Origin of the sequence: Pseudomonas asplenii (assembly GCF_001293465.1) — a bacterium.
Taxonomy (GTDB): domain Bacteria; phylum Pseudomonadota; class Gammaproteobacteria; order Pseudomonadales; family Pseudomonadaceae; genus Aquipseudomonas; species Aquipseudomonas fuscovaginae_B.
The window spans coordinates 325,909-345,095 of the sequence record NZ_JSYZ01000004.1; the positions used below are offsets into that span (position 1 = coordinate 325,909).

Below are 19,187 nucleotides of genomic sequence, written 5' to 3' on the forward strand. Positions count from 1 at the left end.
TGCCCAACCGCGAGGCTGTTGTGTCCAGAGGCATCGTTTTATCGGTATCGGCGTCCTGCCTGTTCGCCGTCATGTATTTCTACACGTCCCTGCTGTCGCCGCTCAACGGCGAGGACATCTTCGGTTGGCGCATGCTGCTGACCGTGCCCTGCATGACCGTGTTCATGCTGATTTCCGGCGACTGGAAACTGGTGCCGACCCTCTTTGCACGCATCGCCCGGCAGCCGGCGCTGCTGCTCACGCTGATGGCCTCCTCGGCGCTGCTCGGCGTGCAGTTGTGGATCTTCCTCTGGGCGCCGCTCAACGGCCACAGCCTGAACGTGTCCCTGGGCTACTTCCTGCTGCCGCTGACCATGGTGCTGACCGGGCGCATCGTCTACGGCGAACGGCTGTCGCGGCTGCAACTGCTCGCCGCCCTGCTCGCCCTTGGCGGCGTGCTCAACGAGCTGTACCAGGTGGGCCGGGTATCCTGGACCACCCTGGTGGTCGCTGGCGGCTATCCGGTGTACTTCGTGCTGCGCCGGCGCATCGGCACCGACAACCTCGGTGGCCTGTGGTTCGACATGGCGCTGCTGCTGCCGGTGTCCTGGTGGTTCGTGCACAGCGGGGAGCAGGGCTTCGCCGTGGTCGACCAGCGCCCGGCGCTGTATGCGCTGATCCCCGGGCTGGGGCTGATCAGCACCGCGGCGCTGATCTGCTACCTGCTGGCCAGCCGCAAGCTGCCGTTCGGCCTGTTCGGCCTGCTCGGTTATGTCGAACCGGTGCTGCTGGTGTTCGTCGCCCTGCTGCTGGGCGAAAGCATCGCCCCGGGCGAATGGCTGACCTACATCCCGATCTGGCTGGCGGTGGCGGTGCTGGTGCTCGAAGGGGTCAAGCGCCTGCTGAGGCAGCGCCGGGCCCAGTAGCCCCTGATCGTGTCCACCGGTGGGAAAGCGCAGGGTCTTGCGGCACGGGCTGTTGCCATTCGGTCCGAGAGGCGGCGGATTGATACCCGCCGCCTTCGCCTGGACGACTGCCGCCCCAGCCTGCCTGGCTCAGAGGGCCGCAAAGCCGCGCTGCAGATCCTCGATCAATGACTCCACCGCCTCCAAGCCGATATGCAGGCGAATCACCGGATGGCTCGCCGTCACCGGGAACTGCCGATCGCCCAGGTCGGCCAGGGTCACCAGGCTCTCGTAACCGCCCCACGATGCCCCCAGCCCGAACAGTTGCAAGGCATCGATGAACGCCTCGGCCTGGCGCCTGTCGGCTTCGGCGAACTCGAATGACAACAACCCATTGCTGCCACTGAAGTCGCGCCGCCACAGCGCATGCCCCGGATGCTCCGGCAACGCCGGATGGAATACCCGCCGCACCTGCGGCTGCGCCTTGAGCCACTGGGCAATTTCCAGGGCCTGGCGCTGGTGCACCTCCAGCCGCGCCGCCAGGGTCCGCGCACCGCGCAGCACCAGGTAGGCGTCGTCCGGGCTGACCGTGTTGCCGAAGCTGTCGCTCATGCGCGCCAACGCCGGCCAGGCCGCCTGGGTGGTGCAAACGCTGCCCATGACCACGTCGCTGTGGCCGGCCAGGTACTTGGTCAGGGCCATGATCGAGATGTCCGCACCGAGCGCCAGCGGCCGGTACTGGTAGGCCGAGCCCCAGGTGTTGTCCACCGCCACCAGGATGTTGCGCGGCTTGCACAGGGCGACGATCGCCGGCAGGTCGGCCAGTTCGTACAGCAAGGAACCGGGCACCTCGCAGTAGACCAGCCGCGTGTTGGCCCGCAGCCGCGCGGCGAGGTCCTGGCCATCGGCCGGAAAGTACTCGACCTCGATGCCGAACGGCCCGAGAAACTCTTTCGCCAGTGTGCGCACCGGCCCGTATACGCCGTCGGTGATCAGCACATGATCGCCCGGCCGCAGGTAGGCCAGCAGGGTCTGCGCCACCGCCGCCAGGCCGGTGCCGAACAGCCGCGTGCGGTAGCCGCCTTCCAGTTCGCTCACCAGGTCCTCCAGGGCGAAGGCCGTGGGGTTGCCACGGGCGCCGTAGCTCAGCACCTGTTCATGGTCGCGCCGACGGCGGGCATCACGCATCTGCGCGACGTTGTCGAACAGCACCGTGCTCAGGCGCGTCACCGGCACGTTCACCGCCCGTGCCCCGCTGCCCGCCGCAGTACGGGCCGCGTGGACCAGGCGGGTGCGCACAGCGCTGGCAGCCGCCGGTTTCAGCGGCTTCAGGCTGGCGATTTCGGCCGCGGTCATCTGCCCCAGCAGGCCGGTCTCCCAGGCCAGGTACTGGCGCGCCGCGTCCTTGTTGCCCGAGTGGCGGTCGTGGGTGAAGAACAGAAAGTCGATACAACGCTCATCAGGCAAGGCCGCCGCGTCGCTCACCAGCGGCAGGCCGGCCGCCTGCCAACGGGCGAGGTCGCCCGCCAGCAATCGGGCACCGGCCTGTTGCGCCGCCGGCAGTTCCAGCAGTGCCAGGCGCGCCACTGCCGGGTCGTCGGCGATCAGCACCAGTGGCCGCCCTTCCCCGGCCAGCTCGGCGGCCAGCAACGGGCGGATCGACCACTGCGAACCGGCCACATGGTTTTTGCGAAAGCTCATGCTCGGCCGCAGGTCGATCAGCGCCACCCGCCGTTCGGCCCACTCACGCACCAGCACCTCGGGCTCGATCCGCGGCAGCTCGGGCAACGACGGCAGCGTCGTCACCGGCAGTTGCAGGCCGCTGTGCAAGCCCTCCGCCAACACCTGGGCATTGTGGCCCAGTTGTCGCAGCCAACTGGCAACGATCGGCGCCCGCACACCATCGTCGTCGAACAGCACCAGCCGCGCCTGGCGCACGCCGATATACAGGTCGGTGGCCTGGATCAGTTGGCCGCCAGGCGTGTGCTGCGCGCCGGGCAGGCTGCCACGGGAGAATTCCTCGGCACTGCGCACATCGCAGAGAAACAGGCTGCCCGCGGCGCTGGCGGCCCAGGCTGCGACCTCGGCGGCGCTGACGCTCGGCACGCCGGCACGCTGCGCCAGATGCCGGGCGGCGGCGCGCTGTTGCTCGACGCCAGCCGGCGCCTGCTCGTCGCGGTAGCGCCGGGTGCTGCCATGTTCCAGTGGCAGGTCGGCCAGGTACCAGCCCTGGGTGCCGTTTTCCAGGGCGTAGACCGGGTTCTTCACCCCCAGGTTGATCAGCGTCTGCGCGCCGATGATGCTGCGGGTGCGGCCGGCGCAGTTGACCACCACCGGCGTCGACTCGTCCGGCACCAGGTCGTGCAGGCGGTAGCCCAGCTCGCCGTTGGGGCAGCAGATGGAACCGGGGATGGTCATCTTGCGGTATTCGTCGAACGGCCGGCCGTCGAGCAGCACCAGCGGCTTGCCCTCGGCCTGCCAGGCCGCCAGTTCGCCGGCGCTGAGATGGGGCGTATGGCAGGCCTCTTCCACCCGTTCGCCAAAGGCCTTGGACGGCACGTGGACACCGGCGAACAGTTGCAGGCCGGCAGCCTGCCAGCCATCGGCGCCGCCTTCGAGGCGATGCACCTGGCGGTAGCCGAGGTCGGCCAGGCGCCGGGCCGCGCGCAACGACAGCTCGCCGCCGTCCTGGTCGTAGATCACCAGGCGCACCGCCGGGTTCGGCGCCAGGCGCCGAGCTTCCAGTTCCAGGCGGCTATAAGGCAGGTGCACGCCATGGAACAGGTGCGCCTCGCCGTACTGGCCGTGTTCGCGGAGGTCGAACAGGGCGATTTCCCGGCCATCGAACAGCCACGTCTGCAACTGTGCCGGGGTAATGGTTGTGCTCACGAAAGCCTCGTCTCGGGATAAAGATGTCATTCCAGCACCAGCGACCGTTCGGCCGGCGCCACCTCGCGGCCGCGGACATAGGCCCGCTGCACCGCCGGCCGGGCCTGGATGCGCTCGCGCCAGGCCCGGATCGCCGGGTAGTCGGCCAGGTCGAAGCCCTGGCGGCGCGGCTGGATCCAGGGAAAGATCGCCATGTCGGCGATGCTGTAGTCGCCGGCCACGTAGTCGCGCCCGTCCAGGCGCCGCTCCAGCACCTCGTACAGGCGGGTCGCCTCGCCCTGCAGCAGGTCGAGGGCGAACGGAATCGGCTCCGGGGCCTTTTCCCGGAACAACTGCCACTGGCTCAGGTACGGGGTGACATGCCCGACCTGCCAGAACAGCCACTCCTGCACGCGCTGGCGCTGGACGCTGCCGGCCGCGGGCAGGAAGCGCCCGGCCTTGTCCGCCAGATACGTCAGGATAGCCCCGGATTCGAACAGGCTCAGCGGCTCGCTGCCGGTGCTCGGCGTGTGGTCGACGATCGCCGGAATGCGGCCATTGGCGCTGATCTGCCGGAATGCCGCGGCGCGCTGCTCTCCAGCGCGGATGTTCACCGGTTGCAGGCGGTGGTCCAGGCCCAGCTCTTCGAGCAGGATGCCGATCTTCAGGCCATTGGCGGTCGGCCAGTAGTAGAGGTCGATCATCAGGCGTAGGCCTTGATCGAAGGCGCCATCTGCGACTTGTTGTAGTTGAGGACGGTGCCGTCGTCCTGCACGCCGTAGCGGCCTTCGAGGGATTCCAGAGGGCGCCCGTAGAGGTGGAAATGCAGGGTCGCCTGTTCGCCGTCGACGCGGATGCTGTGCAGGTCCTCGCCGAGGAAGGCGATCGAGGTGCCGGGCTGCACCACCACCTCGCGCTCCAGTTCCAGCACCGCGCGGGCCGGGTCGCGGCCATCGTCGCGGCGGGTGTAGACACGGTTCAGCTCCTGGCCCTCGACGGCGCTGATCACCGCCCAGGTCTCGTGGTTGTGGGCGATGGTGCTCTTGCCCGGCAGCAGCGAGTTCAGGTACAGGGTCGGGGTTTCGCCGTCGTCGTTGAGGCGGTAGCGGAACGCGGTGTTGCCCTCGCCCGCCACCGGCGCCGGGAAATGATCGAAGTTGAACAGATCGCGGCGCTCGGCCAGTTCTTCCAGCAGGGCAACGATGGCTTGCAGGGCCGCACGGTCGACGCCGCGCTGGTGGATGGCGCGGATCTTCACCAGGAAGGTTTCGATCACGTTGGCGCGTTCGGTGGTGCTCATGGCAGGTTCCTTGTAGGTGCGTCAGATGGACAGGCTGAAGGGGCTGATATTGGTCAGGCGGTACGGGTCGGCCTGTACCGGACGACGGTTGTCGCCCAGGGCATGCCGGAGGAACTCGCGGGTCCGCTCGCTTTGCGGCTGCTGGAAAATCCGTTGCGCACTGCCGGATTCGACGATCCGGCCGTTCTCGGTGAAATACACCACGTCGCTGATCTCCTCGGCGAAACGCATTTCGTGGGTCACCAGCACGCAGGTCATGCCTTCCTCGGTCAGCTCGCGGATCACCGTCAGCACTTCGCCGACGGTTTCCGGGTCGAGGGCCGAGGTCACTTCGTCGAACAGGATCAGTTCCGGGCGCATCGCCAGGGTGCGGGCAATCGCCACCCGCTGCTGCTGGCCGCCGGAGAGCTGGCCGGGGTAGGCCTCGGCCTTGTGCTCCATGCGCACCTTGGCCAGCAGTTGCCGGGCCTGCCGCTCGGCCTCGGCACGGCTGCGGCCGAGCACCTTGCAGGGGGCGATCAGCAGGTTCTCCAGCACCGACAGGTGCGGGAACAGGTTGTACTGCTGGAAGACGAAACCGACCCGCTTGCGTAGCTCGATCAGTTCGGCCTCGCGCTGCAGGCGGTGCACCTCGGTGTCACCGACACGGATGCTGCCGCGCTGCGGCTTGAGCAGCCCGGTGATGCAGCGCAAAATGGTCGATTTGCCCGAGCCGGACGGGCCGATGACCGACACCGCCTGGCCGCGCTGCACGTCCAGGTCGATGCCCTTGAGGACCGGGTTGGCGCCGAACGACAGGTGCAGGTCGCGCAGGCTGACCAGGGGTTCAGTAGAAGGCATAGCGGCGCTCCAGGCGTTGGGTCAGGCGGGAAATCGGGTAGCAATAGGCGAAGAACAGCGCCAGCACGCTGAAGTAGATCAGCACGGTGAAGCCGGTCCGGTTGACGGTGTTGCTGGCGATCTGCGCGGTGTCGATCAGGTCGTGCACGCCCACCAGCGAGGCCAGCGCGGTGCCCATGGTGATCACCGCATAGAGGTTCATCCACGGCGGCAGCATGCGCTTGAAGCACTGCGGCAGGATGATCGAGCGAAACAGCTGGCCGCGGCTGAACGCCAGCGAACGCGCCGCTTCCCACTGGGTCGACGGAATCGAGCCGATGGCACCGCGAAAGATCTCGGCGACGTTGGCGCTGGCCGGCAACGCCAGGCCGAGGGTGACCTTCACCCAGTCGGGGAATGGCAGGTAGTAGCCGCCGACGTGGATCTCGAACGGGAACACGTAGGTGGTGAAGTAGATCAGCACCAGCCACGGCGCGTTGCGAAACAGTTGCACCCACAGCCGCGCCGGCAGGCGCAACAGCCGCAACGGCGACAGGCCGAGGGCGCCGATCAACAGGCCGAGCAGCGAGCCGAGGGCGATCGCCAGCAGGCTGATCAGGATGTTCTGGCCGAAGCCCGCCGCCAGCGCCGGGCTCCAGCGCAGCAACGATTCGACCACCGCGGTTTCAATGGCCATAGCCGGGCATCCTCAGGCGCGCTTCCAGGTAGCGGCCGACACAGTTGACGATAAAGCTGAGCAGGCCGAAGAAGCTGAGGATCAGGATCATCAGTTCCAGCACGTTGTCGCTCTGGGTCCAGATCATGATCGAGGCGTAGGTGATATCGCCGACAGCGATGGCCGAGGCCACGGCGGTCATCTTCACCAGGTCGATCAGGTTGTTCACCAGCGCCGGCAAGGCGAAGCGCAGGGCCAGCGGCAATTGCACGTTCCACAGCAATTGCCGGCGGCTGAAGGCCAGGGAGCTGGCGGCTTCGAGGGTCACCGGCGGCACCGCCTCGATCCCCGCACGCAGCGCCTCGGCATGGAAGGCGCCCTTGTGCAGGGAGATCACGATCACCACCCAGGCGAACGGCGTCAGCGGGTTGGCCGCGCCCACCGCCTGGGTCAGCAGCATGTTCAGCACCAGGAAGGCGCAGTACAGCTGGACCAGGGTCGGCGTGTTGCGCGTGACCTCGACGAAGACCCGCGCCGGACGCGCCAGCCATCGGCTGGCGCTGGTGAGCATGGCGGCCAGGACCACCCCGGCCAGCAGGCTGCCGACAAGGGTCAGCCCGCACAGCAGCAAGGTGGTCCAGGCCCCCTCCAGCAGGCTGCCGCGCTGGTAGGCGTCGAGCAGGAAGCGATAGTTGAGGCCCAGTTGCGCGGCCCATTGCACGAACGTTTCCATCAACCGCGATCCTCGACCAGCCGGGCGCAGGCCGCGGCGATCCGCCGGCCGGCTTCACGGACGCTGTCGGTGGCGGTGGCGATCGACAGCCGCAGCCACGGCGACAGGCCGTAGGCGCTACCGGCCACGGCGGCCACGCCCGCCTCCAGCAGGTAATCCACCAGGTCGTTATCGCTGGCGATCAGGCCCCCGTCGGGACGGCGCCAGCCGATCAGGCCGGCGCAGCGGATGAACAGGAAAAAACCGCCTTCGGGCACCAGCACCTGCAAGCCGTCCACCCCGCTCAACGCGGCCACCAGCACGTCGCGCCGCTCGCGATAGGCCGCCACCTGCGCCGGCAGGAAATCCAGCCCGCCCTGGTAGGCGGCCAAGGCCGCAGCCTGGCTCACCGAGGACGCCCCGGAAGCCGACTGCGACTGCACCACCGCCATGGCCGCGGTGAGCACCTGCGGGCCGGCGCCGAAGCCGATGCGCCAGCCGGTCATGGCGTAGGTCTTGGACACCCCACCGACCAGCAGGCAACGTGGCTGCAGGTCCGGCGCGACATTGAGCAGGTTGAGCGGTGGCTGGCCGTCGAAACGGATGTGTTCGTAGAGTTCGTCGAGCAGCACCAGCACCTTGGGATGCCGGCGCAGCACCTCGGCCAGCGCCTGCAGCTCGGCGGCGCTGTACACCGCACCACTGGGGTTGCCGGGGCTGTTGAGGATCAGCCAGCGGGTACGCTCGCCGATCAGCGCTTCGAGCTGCGCGGGCGTCAGCTTGCAGCCCTGCTCCAGGCTCGACTGCACGAACACCGGCTCGCCGCCGTTGATCCGCACGCTGTCGGGAAACGACGGCCAGTACGGCACCGGCACCAGCACCTCATCGCCCTCGTCTAGGGTCGCGGCGAAGGCGTTGAAGATGATCTGCTTGGCACCGTTGGCGATGACGATGCCGGCCAGCGGGTAGTCCAGGCGGTTTTCCTCGGCCAGTTTGCGCCGTACCGCTTCACGCAGGGCGCGCACCCCGGGGGTGGCGGTGTACTTGGTGGCGCCGGCGGCAATCGCCGCGCAGGCGGCCTGCTTGATGTGCCCGGGGGTGTCGAAGTCCGGCTCGCCGGTGGTCAGGTCGAGAATGTCCCGCCCGGCCTCGCGCAGCTCGGTGGCGCGGGACTTGGCGGCGGCATTGGCCGACAGCGAGACCTTCTGTACCCGCCGGGAAAGTTGAACGGTCATGGCAGCACCTTGCCTGGGTTGAGCAGCCCGCGGGGGTCGAGGGCCTGTTTGATCCGACGCATCAGGTCCAGCTCCACCGGGCTCTTGACCTGCGCCAGCAGCTCGCGCTTGCGCTGGCCGATACCGTGTTCGGCGCTGATGGAGCCGCCGAAGGCGTGGGTGTTGCGGTGCACCAGCTCGCTGAGGGCGGCGTAGTGGGCCATGTGCGCCTCAACCGGCTGGCCCAGGGGTGCGGCGACGTTATAGTGCAGGTTGCCGTCGCCCAGGTGGCCGAAGGTCAGGTTGCGCACGCCGGGGAAATGTTCCTGCAACAAGGCATCGGTGCTGGCGACGAACTCGACGATGCGCGAGATCGGCAGCGAAATGTCGTGCTTCATGTTGCGCCCTTCGCGGGCCTGGGCCTCGCTCATGTTCTCGCGCAACTGCCACAGCGCCGTGCTCTGGGCCAGGCTCTCGGCGATCAGCGCATCGGCCAGCAGACCGGCCTCGAAGGCCTCGCCCAGTACCCGCTCGAACGCCACGCGGGCGTGTTCGGCGCTGTGGTTGTCGGACAGTTCGAGCAGCGCGAACCACGGCTGCCGCGCCGTGGCGAACGGCTGCGGGCCGTCGGGGAACTGCTGGCGCAGCAACGCCAGGCAGGCCGCGGACATCAGTTCGAAGGCGGTCAGGTCGGCGCCGAAACCGGCGCGGGCATGGGACAGGAAACTCACCGCCTGGGCCAGCGAGTCGAAGGCCAGCAAGGCGGTGCTCCGGGCCTTGGGCAGCGGGAACAGCTTGAGGGTCGCGGCGGTGATGATACCCAGGGTGCCTTCGCTGCCGATGAACAGGTCACGCAGGTCGTAGCCGGTGTTGTCCTTGCGCAAGCCGCGCAGGCCGTTCCAGATCTCGCCGTCGGCGGTGACCACTTCCAGGCCCAGGGTCAGCTCGCGGGTATTGCCGTAGCGCAGTACCCCGGTGCCGCCGGCGTTGGTGCCGAGGTTGCCGCCCAGGGTGCAACTGCCTTCGGCGCCCAGGCTCAGGGGGAACAGACGGTCGGCCTGGCGGGCGGCATCCTGCAGGTGCTGCAGGATGCAACCGGCCTCGACGGTGACGGTGTCGTTGTCGGTATCGAGCTGGCGGATGCGGTTCATCCGGTCCAGGCGCAGCAGCACGCTGCGGCCGCTGTCGTCCGGCGTGGCGGCGCCCATCAGCCCGGTGTTGCCGCCCTGCACCACCAGCGGCGCGCCATGGTGGGCACACACACGCACCACGGCGGCGACTTCCTCGGTGCTGGCCGGGTGCACCACCGCCACCACCTTGCCGTGATAGACCCGGTGCTTGTCACTCAACCAGGCCGCCCCGTCGGCACCGTCGCGGACATGGGCGGCGCCCAGCAACTGCTGCAACTGGCTGAACAGCAGGCTCATGGCGCGGCCGCCAGGGGGGCGCTGTTGCGGTATTGCTCATGCAGCTTGAGCAGGGCCTGGGACGGCGGCATGCCGGTGCGCTTGCCCAGTTCGATCAACCAGCCGCTGCGATGCCAGTCGCGGACGATGGCGTCCAGGCGGGCCTGGGTGTCCCGCTCACCCTTGCGGACCCAGATCACCGACGGCGACGGGATCAGGTCGTCGGGCAAGGGAATCTCGTAGCCGCTCCACTCGGCCTCGTCGAGCAGGCTGTGCATGGTCGGGCTGACGTGCACCGCCGCCACGCAACCGTTGCCGCGCAGCGACAGCAGCGACTCGGACTGGCTGCGGAAGGCCTTGATTTGCGCGCCGTAGGTTTCCTGCAGCGGCTTGATGAAGTTGCTGCCCTGGGACACGCACACCGGCTTGCCCTTGAGGTCTTCCCAGCGAGCGATGCCGGCGCCCTTGCGGATCAGCGCGGCGCCGCCGACTTCCTCGTAGGGGGTGGGCACGTAGTCGAGGATTTCGGCGCGTTCTTCGGTCAGTTGCATGTTGGCGACCAGCACGTCGACCTTGCCCTGCTGGAGGAACTGCACGCGGTTGGGGGCCAGAACCGAGACGGTTTCCAGTTCGACGCCCAGGCGTTCGGCGATGCCCTTGGCCAGTTCGACGTTGTAGCCCAGGTGGGCACCGGTAGCGGGGTCGATGGTGCCGAACGGCGGACCGCTGAGGATCACCCCGACACTGATCCTGTGGCGTTGCTGGATCTTGTCCAGGGTGGCGTCGGCGTGGGCCAGGCCGGTGAGCAGCGCCAGGGCCAGCGGCATGTACTTGAGCATCGCGGTATGTCCTTTGGATGGTGGGGAGGCCCCCAAACCTCACAAACACTCAGCGGCTGAACATCAGCCCTTGTATTTCTCGTGCAACTCCACCAGCGCCGGCGACGCCGGGGCGATGTGGTTGCGCGTCTCGGCCTCGATCAGCCAGCCGCTGCGGTGCAGGCCCTGCACCACGCTGTCCAGGCGCTTCTGGGTGTCGGTCTCGCCGGTGCGGGTCCAGATCACCGACGGCGCCGGGTTCAGCTCCGGGGTCAGCACGCGGTAGTCCTTCCACTCCGGGTTGCCGGCCACCAGCGGGTTGATCAGCGTCGAGTCGTGCACCGCCGCCACGCAGTTGTTGCCGCGCAGGGCCAGCAGGGACTCCGACGAGCTCTTGAACGCCTTGATGTCGGCGCCCAGTTCGGTCAGCGGCTTGACGTAGCTGCTGCCCTGGGAAGTGCACACCGGCTGGCCCTTGAGGTCTTCCCAACGGGCGACCTTGCTGTCCTTGGGCAGCGCGGCGGCACCCCCGATCCTGTAGAACGGCGTCGGCACATGGCCGAGGATCGCATCGCGTTCCTGGGTCCATTCCATGTTGGCGATCAGCAGGTCGACCTTGCCCTGCTGCAGGAACTGCACGCGGTTGGCCGGCAGCACCGGCACCAGTTCCACCGCCACGCCGAGGTCCTTGCCCAGGGCGTTCGCCAGGTCGACGTTGAGCCCCTTGGGGTCCTGGGTCGCCGGGTCTATGGAGCCGAACGGGCCACCGGACAGCACCACGCCGACCACCAGCTTGTGCCGCTGCTGGATCTTGTCCAGGGTGGCGTCGGCCTGGGCCGCGGCGCTCGCGCCACAGGCCAGCAAGGCGCCGAGCACGGTGGGCAGGAAGCGATGGATCGGTGTGCGCGTGAACTGCATGGTTATCCCCTCGATGGCGGCCGGCGTCTCCCGGCCTCGTTGCCCCGCATGCTAGGGACGGCCCTCCACGAACGGAAATGCAAATATCTAATATTGTTATAACTTTCTGGTTATTAGGTTTTTGAAAAAATGGCATAACCCGTATTTACAGGGCCTTTATTGGGGACTTGCATTTTTATCTCGCCATATACATAAAAATCCGTAATCTATTGCGAACCACCCTTGATATGAATTCGAGCCGCCCATGCCCTCGCCCACCCTCGATCTGGAACTGCTGCGCACCTTCGTCGCGGTGGTCGACCACCACACCTTTGCCGAAGCCGGCCAGCACCTGGCCCGCACCCAGTCGTCGGTGACCCAGCAGATGCAGCGCCTGGAGCACCAGGTGGGGGTCAGCCTGTTCCAGAAACAGGGGCGGCAGAAACAGCTCACCGAGCCGGGCCGGCAGCTGCTGCGCCATGCCCGGCAAATGCTCTCGCTCAATGATGAAGTGCTCAACTCGCTGCAGGAGAGCCATCTGAGCGGGGTGCTGCGCATCGGTTCGCCCCACGACATCGCCGACACCATCCTGCCGCCGATCCTCAGCCACATCGCCCGCTCGGCCCCGCGCCTGCGCCTGGAGATCGACGTGGGCCGCAGCCCCTACCTGATGGAAGACCTGCACCGGGGCAAGATCGACATGGTGATTTCCACCCGCGAGGACTCGCGGCTGCAGGGTTTTGCCCTGCGCACCTCACCGGTGTGGTGGATCTGCTCGGCGCAGTACATCCATGTGCCGAGCGAGCCATTGCCGCTGATTCTGGTGGAGGAACCGAGTATCTATCGGCGTTATGCCATCGAGGCGCTGGAACGCGCCGGGATCGCCTGGCGCCAGGCATACCTGGCGTCGAACCTGATCGGCATCAAGGCGGCGATACGCGCGGGGCTGGGGGTGACGCCGCGCAGCATGGAACTGCTGGGGCCGGATATGCGCGTGCTGGGCGAGAACGACGGATTGCCGCGGTTGCCGGATGTGACCTATCACCTGTGGATCCGGCCGAATACGGTCAACCCGCTGGTGCGCCGGGCCTATGACCTGATCCGCGCGAGCCAGGGGTTGTAGAGCTCTACCGACCTGCCCTCACAACCGATCGTTCCCACGCTCCGCGTGGGAACGATCAGGTTACCGGTAGCCAGAGGCGGAATCGGGCTCCACCCAGCGGCGATTGCTCGACCGTCAGCGTCCCCCCCTGGGCCTCCGCCGCGCGCCGGCTGATCGCCAGGCCCAGGCCAAAGCCGCCCGTGGAACGATCACGACTGCGATCCAGCCGATAGAACGGCTCGAAGATCCGCTCGCGTTCCTGCTCGGGAATGCCGATCCCATCGTCATCCACCCACAACTCGCAGCCCTCGGTCGTCGCCTGGATGCCCACCTGGATGCGCCGCTCGCAGTAGCGCATGGCATTGCGCAGCAGGTTCTGTACCGCCCGCGCAGTCAGCCGCGGGTCCAGGGAGAAATGCTCCTGGGAACCCTGCATCAACACGTCGAGCACAATATCCGGCGCCTCCAGTTCTTCGTCGAAACTGCCGAGGATGCTGTCGACGAACTCGTGCAGCGGCACCAGCACCCGCTCCGGCAGCCGCCCGGGATTCTGCAGGCGGCTGTAGGACAACAGTTCCAGCACCAGGTCATCCAGCTCGCGGATGTGCCCGACCAATCCCTGCAGTCGCTCACGTGAAGCCGGCGGCAACTCGTCGGACAGCGCCAGGGCCAGGCCGAAATCCAGCCGGGTCAGGGGCGTGCGCAACTCGTGGGACACCGCATTGAGCAGGTCACGCTGCTGGTTGAGCAGGCATTCGATGTCGTTGGCCATGGTGTCGAACACCTGCGCCAGTTCGCCGATGTTCGAGCGCGGCGAGATCCGCGTGCGTTCGCTCAACTGGCCCTGGCCGATCTGCCGGGCGGTCTGCTTGAGGCGCTCCAGGTCCCGCCAGTGCGGGCGCAGCCAGAACAACAGGCAGCCCAGCAGCGCCGCGCCGACCAGCACGTTCATGCTCCAGTACAGCAGCTTCACGTCCAGCGGGTCCGGCGGTATCACCACCTGCACCGCCAATTGCCCATCCAGCGGCGAGGCCACCAGGTCCGGCGCGCCCCAGTCGCCGACACGGATGGCGTTCTCGCCATGGCGCAGGCGCTTCTGCTCCGGCTCGCTAAAGCTGATGTCGTCGATGCGGATCAGCGAGACCCGCAGCGGCGCGAAACTCTGGTCCAGCTCGGCCGCCACCGCCGGCCAGCGCGTGTTCGGCACCGTCTTGAACTGCTTGACCAGGAGGTCCTGCATGCCCCGCGCCTGGTCGATGTTGTAGTTCAGGAAGCGCTCGTGAAACACCCCGACCACCAGGTCCGGCACCAGGTAGATCGCCGCGCTGAAGGTGATGATGGTCATCAGGTAGAGCCGGATGAGGATCTTCAGCATCGGCTCAGCATTCCCATTCGGAACGGCTGAACAGGTAGCCCTTGCCCCAGACGGTCTTGATCTTGCGCGCCTCGCCGGCGTGATCGTCGAACTTGCGCCGCAGCTTGGAGATCGCCACGTCCACCGAGCGGTCGGTACCGTTGAACTCGATACCGCGCAGGCGCTGCAGGATCTGGTCGCGGCTGAGCACTTCGCCGGCATGCCGGGCCAGCACCACCAGCAGGTTGTATTCGCCGCTGGACAGTTCCACCTGCTGGCCACGCCAGGTCACGGTGCGCTCGGAAAGGTCGATGCACAGGTTGCCCATGAGGATCTGGTCGCTGGCCACCTGCGGTTCGCTGAGGCTGCTGCGGCGCAACAGGGTGCGGACCCGCGCCAACAGCACCCGCGGCTCGCAAGGCTTGGTGACGTAGTCGTCGGCGCCCATCTCCAGGCCCAGCACCTGGTCGTGGCTGTCGTCGCGGGCGGTGAGCATCAGGATCGGCAGGCTCGCCGAATCGGCGCGCAGCAGGCGGCACACTTGCAGGCCGTCGAGGCCCGGCAGCATCAGGTCGAGGATCACCAGGTCCGGCGGCTCCTGCCGGGCCCGCTCGCGCACCTGGTCGCCACGGGCCAGCACGTTGACCTGATAGCCGTTGCGCTCCAGGTAGCTGGCAATCAGTTCGGCAAGGGCGGTGTCGTCTTCGACCAGGAGAATCGTCGGCATAAATAACTACGAAATGAAGGAAAAGGTGAAGGATATACGCCCTTACGCGTGCGCGAGCATTCGCTTCACACTTTTTCACCAACCACCTACATTGCTTCACAGCAGCGCTTGACGGCCGCCCTTAGCATGCCCGGGTCATCATTGGGACTCGATTATGTTGAAGAAGCTGTTTGCCCCGCTCTGCCTGTCGGCGCTGGCCCTGGCGCTGACCGCCTGTGACCGGTCCGCCGGCGAGCCCGAGACCATGCCCGCACCCAAGGTCCGGGTCGAGACCATCCACACCCAGCCCCTGTCGATCAGCAGCGAGCTGAGCGGCCGCATTGCCGCACCGCGGATCGCCGAAGTACGCGCGCGGGTCGCCGGCGTGGTGCTCAAGCGCCTGTTCCAGGAAGGCAGCGACGTCAAGCAGGGCGACGTGCTCTTCCTGATCGATCCGGCACCGTTCAAGGCCGACCTGGACAGCGCCGTGGCCGCCCTGCAGAAGGCCGAGGCCAATGCCTTCCAGGCCAGGCTGCAGCACCAGCGCTACCGCGAACTGGTGGAGAGCAACGCCATCAGCCGCCAGGACTACGACAACGCCCAGGCCGCCGCCCGCCAGAGTGCCGCCGACGTCGCCGCCAACCAGGCGGCGGTGCAACGGGCCCGGCTGAACCTCGGCTACGCCACCGTCACCGCGCCGATCTCCGGGCGTATCGGCCGTGCGCTGGTCACCGAGGGCGCGCTGGTCGGCCAGAACGAGACCACCGCCCTGGCGCTGATCCAGCAGTTGAACCCGATCCATGCCGACCTGACCCAGTCGACCCGCGAACTGAACGACCTGCGCCGGGCCTTCCGCGCCGGCCAGCTACAGCAGGTCGGGCAGAACCAGGCCAAGGCCACGCTGATCCAGGACGACGGCAACGCCTACCCGCTGCCGGGCAAGCTGCTGTTCACCGACATCAGTGTCGACCCGGGCACCGGCCAGGTGATCCTGCGCAGCGAATTCCCCAACCCGGAACTCGACCTGCTGCCCGGCAGCTTCGTGCGGGTGCGCGTCGAACAGGCGGTCAACCGCGAAGGCATCAGCATCCCGCAGCGGGCTATCCAGCGCGACAGCGCCGGTGTGCCGCAGGTGCTGCTGGTGGACGGGAACATGCAGGTCAGCCTGCAATCGGTGAGCCTCGGCGCCGCGCAGAACGACCGCTGGATCGTCAACGCCGGCCTCAAGCCCGGTGACCGGATCATTGTCGAAGGCCTGCAGCACGCCCGCCCCGGCGAGCCGGTGCAGATCGATGACAGCCCCCTTTCCCTCGCCCAGTCCAAAGGACAGTGAGCATGCCGCACTTCTTTATCGACCGCCCGATCTTCGCCTGGGTGGTCGCCCTGTTCATCCTGCTGGCCGGCGTCCTCGCCATCCCGCAGCTACCGGTGGCACAGTACCCCAACGTCGCGCCGCCGAAAGTGGAAATCGTCGCGACCTACCCCGGCGCCTCGGCCCAGACCCTGGACGAAAGCGTGGTCAGCCTGATCGAGCAGGAGCTCAACGGCGCCGACCACCTGCTGTATTTCGAGTCCCAGAGCAGCCTGGGCAGCGCCACCATCACCGCGACCTTCCAGCCCGGCACCCACCCCGAAATGGCCCAGGTCGACGTGCAGAACCGCCTCAAGGCGGTCGAGCCACGGCTGCCCGCCGCCGTCACCCAGCAGGGCCTGCAGGTGGAAAAGGTGTCCGCCGGCTTCCTGCTGCTGGCGACCCTCACCTCCAGTGACGGCCAGTACGACGACACCGCGCTCAGCGACTACCTGGCGCGCAACGTGATGAACGAGATCAAGCGCCTGGACGGCGTCGGCAAGGCCCAGTTGTATGGGGCCGAACGCGCCCTGCGGATCTGGATCGACCCGCAGAAGCTGGTCGGTTTCAACCTCACCGCCGCCGATGTCAGTGCCGCCGTCGCGGCGCAGAACGCCCAGGTCTCGGCCGGCAGCATCGGCGACCTGCCGGGGCCGTCGACCCAGGAAATCACCGCGGCGGTGCTGGTCAAGGGCCAGTTGTCGACGCCCCAGGAATTCGCCGACATCGTCCTGCGGGCCAACCCGGACGGATCCACCGTGCGCATCGGCGATGTCGCCCGGGTGGAGATCGGCAGCCAGGAGTACCAGTACTCGACGCGCCTGAACGGCAAGCCGACCACCGCCTTCAGCGTGCAATTGTCGCCGGGCGCCAACGCGCTGAAGACCGCGACCCTGGTACGGGCGAAAATGGATGAACTGGCGCGCTACTTCCCGGCCGGCGTGGAGTACAAGATCCCCTACGACACCTCGCCGTTCGTCAAGGTGTCGATCACCAAGGTGATCTACACCCTGCTCGAAGCCATGGTGCTGGTGTTCGCGGTGATGTTCCTGTTCCTGCAGAACATCCGCTATACGCTGATCCCGGCGCTGGTGGTGCCGGTGGCGCTGATGGGGACCTTCGCCACCATGCTGGCCCTGGGTTTCTCGATCAACGTGCTGACCATGTTCGGCATGGTGCTGGCCATCGGCATCCTGGTGGATGACGCCATCGTCGTGGTGGAGAACGTCGAGCGGATCATGGCCCATGAAGGCCTGCCGCCCAGGGAAGCCACCCGCAAGGCCATGGGCCAGATCGGCGGCGCGATCATCGGCATCACCCTGGTGCTGGTGGCGGTGTTCATCCCGATGGCCTTCATGCCGGGCTCGGTGGGAGTGATCTACCAGCAGTTCTCGTTGTCCATGGCGACCTCGATCCTGTTCTCGGCCTTCCTCGCGCTGACCCTCACGCCGGCGCTGTGCGCGACCCTGCTCAAGCCGATCGCCCCGGGCGAGCACCACGCCAAGGGCGGCTTCTTCGGCTGGTTCAACCGGCGCTTCGAACAGATGAGCGACGGCTACCAGGGCTGGGTGGTCAGTGCGCTCAAGCGCAGCGGCCGCTACCTGCTGCTGTTCGGCCTGCTGGTGGTGCTGCTGGGGCTGCTGTTCAGCCGCCTGCCCGCCTCGTTCCTGCCGGTGGAGGACCAGGGCTACACCATCACCGACATCCAGTTGCCGCCGGGTGCGAGCAAGAACCGCACGGTCAAGGTGGTCGAGCAGATCGAGGCCAATGACGCCAGCGAAGCGGGCGTGGGCGACACCACGATGATTCTCGGCTTCAGTTTCTCCGGCAGCGGGCAGAACGCCGCGTTGGCCTTCACCACCCTCAAGGACTGGTCGGAACGCAGTGCCGAGGATTCGGCGGCGGCCATCGCCGAGCGGGCGAACATCGCCTTCAGCGAACTGAAGGATGCGGTGGCCTACGCCGTCCTGCCGCCACCGGTGGATGGCCTCGGCACCTCCAGCGGCTTCGAGTTCCGCCTGCAGGACCGCGGTGGTGTCGGCCACCCGGTGCTGATGCAGGCGCGCACCGAACTGCTGGAAGCGGCGCAGAAGAGCAAGGTGCTGGCCAACGTCCGCGAAAGCGCCCTGGCCGAAGCACCGCAGGTACAACTGGAAGTCGACCGCAAGCAGGCCAATGCCCTAGGCGTGTCGTTCGCCGATATCGGCGGCATTCTCTCCACTGCCGTCGGCTCGGCCTATGTCAACGACTTCCCGAACCAGGGCCGCATGCAGCGGGTGGTGATCCAGGCCGAAGGCGACCAGCGTGCCCAGGTCGAGGATCTGCTGAAGATCCACGTGCGCAACAGCAACGGCAAGATGGTCCCGCTGTCGGCCTTCGTCCAGGCGCGCTGGACCCAGGGCCCGGCGCAGTTGACCCGCTACAACGGCTACCCGGCGATCGCCATCTCCGGCGAATCGGCACCGGGCTACAGCACCGGCCAGGCCATGGAGGAGATGGAGCGGCTGGTGCAGCAACTGCCGCAGGGCCTGGGCCTGGAATGGACCGGGCTGTCGTTGCAGGAGCGCCTGTCCGGCGCCCAGGCGCCGATGTTGCTGGCGCTGTCGCTGCTGGTGGTGTTCCTGTGCCTGGCGGCGCTGTACGAGAGCTGGTCGATCCCGACCTCGGTGCTGCTGGTGGTGCCGCTGGGGGTGCTCGGTGCGGTGCTGGCGGTGACCTTGCGCGGGATGCCCAACGACGTATTCTTCAAGGTCGGGCTGATCACCATCATCGGCCTGTCGGCGAAGAACGCGATCCTGATCATCGAATTCGCCAAGAGCCTGTACGACGAGGGGCATGACCTGCTGGAAGCGACGGTCCAGGCTGCGCGGCTGCGGTTGCGGCCGATCATCATGACCTCGCTGGCGTTCATCCTCGGCGTGGTGCCGCTGGCGATCGCCACCGGCGCCAGCTCGGCCAGCCAGCAGGCGATCGGCACCGGGGTGATCGGCGGGATGGTCACGGCGACATTGGCGGTGGTGTTCGTGCCGGTGTTCTTCGTGGTGGTGATGAAGCTGGTGCGGCGCAAGGCTTCATGATGT

16 protein-coding genes are annotated in these 19,187 nt (G+C 67.4%); 4 read left to right on the forward strand and 12 right to left on the reverse strand.

Annotated elements, in window-relative coordinates; translation table 11 throughout:
* The first annotated feature begins 20 nt into the window (after nucleotides 1-20).
* A complete protein-coding gene (gene rarD, locus PF66_RS07850; RefSeq protein WP_054062432.1) occupies nucleotides 21-905 on the forward strand; it encodes an EamA family transporter RarD in 885 nt (294 codons plus the stop codon).
* Nucleotides 906-1,034: 129 nt separating this feature from the next.
* Here rarD and metC read toward each other — a convergent pair whose 3' ends face one another.
* From metC to PF66_RS07900, 10 genes are all read right to left on the reverse strand, one after another.
* Entirely contained in the window at nucleotides 1,035-3,773 is a 2,739-nt protein-coding gene (gene metC, locus PF66_RS07855; protein WP_054062347.1) for a cystathionine beta-lyase, read from the reverse strand.
* A gap of 26 nt (nucleotides 3,774-3,799) precedes the next feature.
* Complete coding sequence (locus tag PF66_RS07860) at nucleotides 3,800-4,456, reverse strand: glutathione binding-like protein (RefSeq protein WP_054062348.1); 657 nt, start codon at nucleotides 4,454-4,456, stop codon at nucleotides 3,800-3,802.
* A complete protein-coding gene (locus PF66_RS07865) occupies nucleotides 4,456-5,052 on the reverse strand; it encodes a cysteine dioxygenase (protein WP_054061546.1) in 597 nt (198 codons plus the stop codon). Before PF66_RS07865 ends, PF66_RS07860 begins: the two co-directional genes overlap by 1 nt.
* Before the next feature lie 21 nt (nucleotides 5,053-5,073).
* The gene (locus PF66_RS07870; RefSeq protein WP_054062349.1) at nucleotides 5,074-5,892 is read right to left on the reverse strand and encodes an amino acid ABC transporter ATP-binding protein; all 819 of its coding nucleotides are present in this window, start codon (nucleotides 5,890-5,892) and stop codon (nucleotides 5,074-5,076) included.
* Complete coding sequence (locus PF66_RS07875) at nucleotides 5,879-6,568, reverse strand: amino acid ABC transporter permease (RefSeq protein ID WP_054061548.1); 690 nt, start codon at nucleotides 6,566-6,568, stop codon at nucleotides 5,879-5,881. Before PF66_RS07875 ends, PF66_RS07870 begins: the two co-directional genes overlap by 14 nt.
* Nucleotides 6,558-7,280: an amino acid ABC transporter permease gene (locus tag PF66_RS07880; RefSeq protein WP_054061549.1), complete on the reverse strand. Its 723-nt coding sequence runs from the start codon at nucleotides 7,278-7,280 to the stop codon at nucleotides 6,558-6,560. The genes PF66_RS07875 and PF66_RS07880 overlap by 11 nt, the downstream gene beginning before the upstream one ends.
* Nucleotides 7,280-8,494: an aminotransferase class I/II-fold pyridoxal phosphate-dependent enzyme gene (locus PF66_RS07885; RefSeq protein ID WP_054062350.1), complete on the reverse strand. Its 1,215-nt coding sequence runs from the start codon at nucleotides 8,492-8,494 to the stop codon at nucleotides 7,280-7,282. The genes PF66_RS07880 and PF66_RS07885 overlap by 1 nt, the downstream gene beginning before the upstream one ends.
* Nucleotides 8,491-9,900, reverse strand: coding sequence for an FAD-binding oxidoreductase (locus PF66_RS07890; RefSeq protein WP_054062351.1), 1,410 nt, complete (start codon nucleotides 9,898-9,900; stop codon nucleotides 8,491-8,493). The genes PF66_RS07885 and PF66_RS07890 overlap by 4 nt, the downstream gene beginning before the upstream one ends.
* Nucleotides 9,897-10,718, reverse strand: coding sequence for a transporter substrate-binding domain-containing protein (locus tag PF66_RS07895; RefSeq protein WP_054062352.1), 822 nt, complete (start codon nucleotides 10,716-10,718; stop codon nucleotides 9,897-9,899). The genes PF66_RS07890 and PF66_RS07895 overlap by 4 nt, the downstream gene beginning before the upstream one ends.
* A gap of 63 nt (nucleotides 10,719-10,781) precedes the next feature.
* Nucleotides 10,782-11,615 carry a transporter substrate-binding domain-containing protein gene (locus tag PF66_RS07900; protein ID WP_054060663.1) on the reverse strand — a complete coding sequence of 278 codons (834 nt, stop codon included), beginning with the start codon at nucleotides 11,613-11,615 and terminating at the stop codon, nucleotides 10,782-10,784.
* A 244-nt stretch (nucleotides 11,616-11,859) separates the two neighbouring features.
* Here PF66_RS07900 and PF66_RS07905 point away from each other — a divergent pair, with 244 nt between their 5' ends.
* Nucleotides 11,860-12,717, forward strand: coding sequence for a LysR substrate-binding domain-containing protein (locus tag PF66_RS07905; RefSeq protein ID WP_054060662.1), 858 nt, complete (start codon nucleotides 11,860-11,862; stop codon nucleotides 12,715-12,717).
* Nucleotides 12,718-12,772: 55 nt separating this feature from the next.
* On the opposite strand, the gene PF66_RS07910 is transcribed toward PF66_RS07905, so the two are convergent.
* Nucleotides 12,773-14,071, reverse strand: a complete 1,299-nt coding sequence (locus tag PF66_RS07910; protein ID WP_054062353.1) for an ATP-binding protein — start codon at nucleotides 14,069-14,071, stop codon at nucleotides 12,773-12,775.
* Nucleotides 14,072-14,075: 4 nt separating this feature from the next.
* The gene (locus PF66_RS07915; RefSeq protein WP_054060660.1) at nucleotides 14,076-14,777 is read right to left on the reverse strand and encodes a response regulator transcription factor; all 702 of its coding nucleotides are present in this window, start codon (nucleotides 14,775-14,777) and stop codon (nucleotides 14,076-14,078) included.
* Between the two features lie 154 nt (nucleotides 14,778-14,931).
* Here PF66_RS07915 and PF66_RS07920 point away from each other — a divergent pair, with 154 nt between their 5' ends.
* Nucleotides 14,932-16,089 carry an efflux RND transporter periplasmic adaptor subunit gene (locus PF66_RS07920; protein ID WP_054062354.1) on the forward strand — a complete coding sequence of 386 codons (1,158 nt, stop codon included), beginning with the start codon at nucleotides 14,932-14,934 and terminating at the stop codon, nucleotides 16,087-16,089.
* Nucleotides 16,090-16,091: 2 nt separating this feature from the next.
* Nucleotides 16,092-19,184, forward strand: coding sequence for an efflux RND transporter permease subunit (locus tag PF66_RS07925; RefSeq protein ID WP_054062355.1), 3,093 nt, complete (start codon nucleotides 16,092-16,094; stop codon nucleotides 19,182-19,184).
* Nucleotides 19,185-19,187: the final 3 nt, after the last annotated feature.